The 6,194-nt window shown below is 46.8% G+C and carries 5 protein-coding genes; all 5 read right to left on the bottom strand.

Features of this window, described 5'->3' with window-relative positions; all coding sequences use genetic code 11:
- Nucleotides 1–111: 111 nt before the first annotated feature.
- The 5 genes from AAC978_RS11430 to AAC978_RS11410 all read right to left on the bottom strand — a co-directional run bounded on the left by AAC978_RS11430 (nucleotide 112) and on the right by AAC978_RS11410 (nucleotide 6,194).
- Complete coding sequence (locus AAC978_RS11430) at nucleotides 112–1,596, bottom strand: hypothetical protein (protein WP_341548173.1); 1,485 nt, start codon at nucleotides 1,594–1,596, stop codon at nucleotides 112–114.
- A 392-nt stretch (nucleotides 1,597–1,988) separates the two neighbouring features.
- Nucleotides 1,989–2,846 (bottom strand): dimethyl sulfoxide reductase anchor subunit family protein, encoded by an 858-nt coding sequence (locus tag AAC978_RS11425; protein WP_341548172.1) that lies wholly within the window; start codon nucleotides 2,844–2,846, stop codon nucleotides 1,989–1,991.
- Nucleotides 2,847–2,861: 15 nt separating this feature from the next.
- A complete protein-coding gene (locus tag AAC978_RS11420; protein WP_341548171.1) occupies nucleotides 2,862–3,404 on the bottom strand; it encodes a 4Fe-4S dicluster domain-containing protein in 543 nt (180 codons plus the stop codon).
- A 3-nt stretch (nucleotides 3,405–3,407) separates the two neighbouring features.
- Complete coding sequence (locus AAC978_RS11415) at nucleotides 3,408–5,750, bottom strand: molybdopterin-containing oxidoreductase family protein (RefSeq protein WP_341548170.1); 2,343 nt, start codon at nucleotides 5,748–5,750, stop codon at nucleotides 3,408–3,410.
- 30 nt (nucleotides 5,751–5,780) lie between these two features.
- The gene (locus AAC978_RS11410; RefSeq protein ID WP_341548169.1) at nucleotides 5,781–6,194 is read right to left on the bottom strand and encodes a DUF4418 family protein; all 414 of its coding nucleotides are present in this window, start codon (nucleotides 6,192–6,194) and stop codon (nucleotides 5,781–5,783) included.

Raw genomic sequence — 6,194 nt, 5'->3', positions numbered from 1 at the left:
GCAGACGTTTGCTTTGCCATACCCAAATTCTCTGGATTAGGCATTTTATGCTAATTCTATCCTTGGTGAGCTAGTTTGATTAGTTAGGAATTCTATGAAAAAGCGAGAAATTTAAAGAAAATCATAAGATAATATAGGGAGTAAATAGAAATAGGTATTTCCGTTGATGACGACACTTTGGATGTCGGTGATTTTTCCTTGAATCTCAAATTCTTCTCGAGGCGCCTCTGGTTCTGTTTCAGTGATGGGTGTTGTGCGATTGGTGAATTTATTGACGGTCTCTTCCACGGTGTTGCCGGTGACGACCTTTTGGTAGTCCTGGGCATCCACCAAGGCATACATCTTGATTAAGCCGGCGGCATCCTTGAGGGACATGAAGTAGGTGGGTTTGCCGTCAACATTAAGCAGGAGGGGGAAGGTCGAGAGATAGCGTTTTTCCTGAACGGCCCCTTGGGCACTTTCCATGGCTGAATACTCTTCTGCAGAGGAAATGCCATAGAAGGTTGTTTCTTTGGTCCGCATATTGACCAGGATAAAGCCGATATTAGATTCGTCCCTGACCACGGAGGTGATTCCCGTATATAAATAGACATCATCGTTGAGTGCTAGATAGTTGTACCCTTCTGTGGTGGCAAGCACACCCTGCTGGCCAAAGATGGAGTTGATGAAACCATTGGTGAAACGACCATTATAGTTCACTTGATTGACCACCAGTTCTGCATCATAGACCCGGTCTACCCATTTGGGAACCTCTCCGACTTTAATTTTTTGATGCTCGCCGGTGCTGGCATTGAGCATGATAACTTCCTTAATATCGGTGCCACCGAAGAGCCCGATTTTATTCTCCCGCACGGAGACGATCCAATAAGGGACTCCTTGCTCATCGACTTCAAAGCTAAAGTCGCCGAAGATAGCGGTCGGATAGTTCATTCTCAGGTAACGTCGAACATTCTCGAAAAACAGTTCGCTCTCTGAGTATTTGATGCTTTTTTCGGGCGTGACCAAATCGACTTCCCCATTGACCATGTCCACCATTATATAACTGGGAAGGCCTTCTTTGGTATTGTTGAGCCATTTAAAGAAACCTGCATACTCTAAGGGCGAGACCCGGACGGGCTTGCCTTGGTAGTTGATTTGAGTATAGTCAGGAGCCACATTGAATTGGGAGACCAGCTCGATGATTTCTCCCATTTTCCGATCCCCTAAGCGCACTGCCGTATCCCGGTCCACGGTAGGGATGCGGTTGATGGGTAATTCGGCCACATCGGTGGCAAAATTCCCTTCTTGCTTTTGCACAAGAGTAGCATAGGCCTTAGCATGGAAGAACGGCAGGGAGTAAACCCACATGATTCCGCCTAAGATCGCTACAAGGAGGGTGGCCATAATCAGGTAGGTGGATATGCTCTTGGTTATCTTCAGCTGTCTTTCCACAAATATTTGATACAGTAGGAATAACCCTGCTCCCAAGGCCAAAGTATAGAATATTAAGGCCCAAAAACTCGGGGACTGCAGATTGAGGGGGATGAGCAGGAAATAATACGAAATGATAACTAGCGCTACCCAGATTATTGTGAGCAATGCTTTTCCGTTTTTCATGAATCTTTCCTTTCTTTCTAAAAAATTAAAACCCTCGGAGATGAAGCGAGACTTCATTCAGTGGGGATTTAACTCCAACAATTCGCTTCTAAATTAATTAGTACGTTTTAGTTTAATTTAGTACGTTTTTGTTTGCTACTTATTTAATACGTTAAGTTTTACAACAAATAAGATTACGATTAAGTTTACCATGCTTTAATACAAAACTCCAATAGCATCCGATAGAAACAGCGAGGCACTATCTCTACTGAGATAATGCCTCGCTTTCACATCCCGGCTTGCCAGTATTCTCTAGATTGACTTGAAACTACTGATCTTAACCACCCTTTGACACCAACCCCTATCGAGGTAGCGGTCAAATACGGGCTAGTCGGGTATTAACCTGTGCATCCTTAAAACCAGGGATATTGACCCATGACGGAGGAATAGAAGAGAATTCTTCCGGCTACTTCGCCAAGAACTACCCCGACGAGGGTGACTCCAGCAACTGCTTGGTAGGCTTTTTTCTTGCTACCGGTGATAAATACGGCGGCGAAGGCCACAGGTAATAAGATACCGAGAACCATTCTGGCGATAAAGAAGCCTGAGGAGAAGGTCGCTGCTACTGCTGCAGATTGCTCAGTAGAGGCGCCGTAGGTTCCGGCAAAGAGGGCTAAGACGGTCACAATCAATACGACGGATCCGATAATGGCCCAACCCATGACTTTTTTCGCCTTTTGACTTGCTTCATCTTCAACTTTATTGAGTAAGAAGGCTACGGAAACGGCACCTAAGAGAATAGCGGTCAGGATAAATGCCGCTGTAGTTTGCCAGGAATCCCAGGCCATTCTTGCGGGTAGGGTATAGACCTTGCTGGTGACGACGATGGCCGCGAGGCCTACGACACTGAGCACAGCTCCGACTGCTTTACGCAAGGGTTTTTCTGGGGTTTTCCACCACATATAGCTATAGACTAGGGCTAATACCCCGACGATGGAGAAGAAAAGGATCTCCATGCTTAACATCGAAGTGCCGAGATTCATGAGGGCTTTGACGGCACTTAAGGGTTGACCTAAGTGGAAAACGGAGAAGATTAACCCTAAGGCGACCAGAGGCAGGACCGCCATGCCACCTATTCTTAGTTGTTTTAGGCTTGCTTCATTACCCTTGGCTGGAGAGATATATTCGATGAGGGTGATCATCAGGGCGAGGCCGATGGCCCATTGTCCCAAGACTGTGAATAATACTAACGGAAATTCCCATGTTTCCATGCAAAATCCTCCTCTCTATTTCTTAAATGCTTTCGCAGGATTGATAAGAATTGATGGATTGGTTATACCGGCGGCTGGCATGCCCGGAAGCTCCTGAACGCCTTGGTATTTGGCTTTTAATTCTTCCAAATCCCCCGCGACGATATTACCACCAGGACAGGACTCGACACAGGCCGGCTGAAGTCCTTGCTCGATGCGCTCTCTGCAATAGCTACATTTGCTGACTTTCCCTTCTTCTGGGTCATATTGGGGAACCCCATAAGGACAAGCCATAGTACACATTCTGCAGCCTATGCATTGACTATGATCTTGATAGACAATGCCGTTTTCCAGCTTCGTATAAGCACCGGTTGGGCAGTTTTTCAAGCATTCAGGGTTTTCACAGTGGTTACAGCCCATGGATAATGTGGCATGTGACGCCGGATGGTCTGTGTCAAAATCCCGTACCCGTCGCCAGCTAACAGCCGGTGCAGTTTTTTGTTCTGATTTACAGGCTACCTGACAGGTTTTACAGCCGTAGCAGTTTTGCATATCATAATAAAATCCTACTTTTGCCATGGTTTACGCCTCCTTCCTGATTTGTACCAAGGTGTTATTGCAACTATGACCGCCGCCCAAGGGCTCGACGAAGTCATTGGTAACATAGCTACTGCTTCCGCCTTGTTGTTCCCACCAGCCATTTTCCAGAGCCACAACACCTTTTTTAATATGAGCCTGGACATTAGCTAGGCAATGGTGCTCACCACGGTCATTGTAAGCGACGACCTTATCTCCGCTCTTGATTCCCCGTGCTGCTGCATCATCGGGATGGATCAACACCTGAGCCTTTGACCTTGTGGATTCACAGATCCAAGGTAGATTGCCAAAGGTCGAGTGAATGGTGCGGTTGGTCTTCCGCTGTACAGCCATCAAGGGATATTTTTCGGCTAGAGCCTGATCCCCGTTGATAAACTCATTGGGGCGAATATAGGTCACTACGGGATTAAAGCCTTTCTCTTTCCACATGGGCATAAATAATTCTGCCTTTTCGGTGGGAGTCCGGAATTTGCCGTTAGGATACGGAATATAAGGTTGGGGCATCGGACACACCGGTCCCTCTTTTAATTGCTCGAGGGTAATGCCTGTGCCTTCCAAGCATACTCTAATTAGTTCCTCCGGATCCTTATCAAAAGCTTCGCCGAAGCCGAGCTTCTTGGCCAGCATCGTGAAAATTTCCAGGTCAGATTTGGCTTCACCGGGTGGTTCAACAGCTTTTTCCATCAACTGCACATAATGGTGACGGTTATTGGCTAAAAGATTGGTGTCTTCAAAAATCGTCGTACAGGGCAGAACGAGATCTGCATATAAGGCTGTGGAAGTCATTAAGCTATCAACGACAACTACGAAAGGTATCTTCTTCAAAGCTTCTTTAACTGCACCTGTATTGGGGAATTGGGTCATCAGACTGGTGGTCATAACCCACATAAACCCAATCTTGTTCGGAGTATCGGCCAAGATGGATTCGCCCAGTTTTGGGGAAAGGATTTTCCCGAATTCACCTTGAGGCTTTGGCGAAGGAATCGCTGCATTCACTTTGATCGTGGTTCCGACTCCACCGGCATCACAAACTCCACCACCGGCTTTACCGAAGTTACCGGTGAAAGCAGCCAGATAGAACTGAACACCCACGGCATAGGAACCATATTCAGTTCTTTGGAAACCACCCATGTTCTGAACGATCATGGCAGGCTTGGCGGTCGCATACTCGTGAGCTAGGCGAACCACTGTCCCCGCAGGTACGTCCGTTTCCTCTTGGACCTTTTCCGGTGTCCAGATCTTGGCTTCATTATAAATGAGTTCAAAAACGGTGTTGTATTGCTCGGCGATCGGGGTTCCGGCGAGACTCAGAGCGGGAGAAATCCCCTCTTGATCATGGGGAATGATGCTTTTGCTGATCTGGTCATAGACCATGTAGCTCGTGTCGTTGTCTTCAGCCTTTACTTGGTTGCCGGTAGCCTTATCCACTAAGAAGGGTACTCCGGTATGCTTAAGCAAAAACTCTTGATCATATAATTTTTCTTCAATAATGATTTTGAGCATGCCCAAGCCAAGAGCTGTATCTGTTCCGGGCAAAATGGTGATCCATTCATCGGATTTGGCGGCGGTCTCACTTAAGCGGGGGTCAATGGTGACCATCTTGGCACCCTTACTCATGGCATCTTGATATTTGGAGAAGTAGGATTGCATGGTGACAGCCGGGTTTGTTCCCCAAACGATGATATATTTGCTGTCTTGAATCGTATCTCTGGTATCTTCGTAACGTGTTCCCAGCATGGGCGGCATGGTTGTTGTCACAACTTGACAACATAAGGAACCAACAATGGGAGTAGATCCACCAATATAGTTAAAAAATGCACCAGCGATACCATTGGTCAAGGCTCCGAAGTTACCGGAACCACCTTTATACGTGATCCCTTGATTGCCCAGCTCACTTTGGGTTTCTTTGATTTTGGTCACGATTAAATCGGTCGCTTCATCCCAGCTGATTTCTTTCCATTTGCCTTCACCTTTTTCACCGGTTCTCAGCATGGGCATTTTAGGTCGATCAGGGTTATTGACCCACTGAGTACGGCTGATTCCCCGTAAACAAGCTTTCGTCTGATCATCACCGGTTTCCACTTTAACTAGTTTTCCGTCCACCACATAGCCCTTTAAATTATGATGGAGACATTCCATAGCACAGCTAGAGGTGAAGGTCTTGGCATTGGATAGATCCACTGGGGCGCCTTCAACCACATCCGGCATCCCTGCTGAGAATCCGATTCCGCCCACAGCAGCTGTGGCAGCTACGGCACCGGTACCTTTAATAAAGGTACGTCTTGAAAAACCTGGTGTCTTTGTCTTCGTTTTGTTTTCATTGGTCATGATTTTTTCCCCTTTCCACTTAGGATTTCCTTAGGACTGTTCTTTTTGTTTTTTGAAGCATGCTAGAATACCAAGCAAAATGGTCAGCACCCCTCCACCGCGTATCCAGAAAGCAGTTTGGTGACAGGCCATGGTCTCTTTCAGGCAGATGCCAATACCCAAAAACGATTGATAGGTCATGACGATGAAGAAGATACCGATGGCAATGATTATAGGGGCATGAGCTTGCTTAGTTATTACGGCGGATATGGCCGCGACCAATAACAGGACAGCCAAGACAGTCGTTGCCTGGCCGGTGTAGAAGCATTTCATGTGCACTAGGTTGCCATTAGCCAGCTCCAGCAACCCCTCGCAAACAGGTGACCAGATGTATAATGCACCTAAAACAAGTAAAGCTACTGCAATCAAACCCCACATCAGCATACTTTGGATATGGTCCTTCAT

It is taken from the genome of Desulfitobacterium sp. THU1 (assembly GCF_038181555.1).
Classification (GTDB): Bacteria; Bacillota; Desulfitobacteriia; order Desulfitobacteriales; family Desulfitobacteriaceae; genus Desulfitobacterium.
The sequence above is the reverse complement of the archived record's forward strand: the minus strand, read 5'-3'. Positions and strand labels throughout refer to the sequence as shown.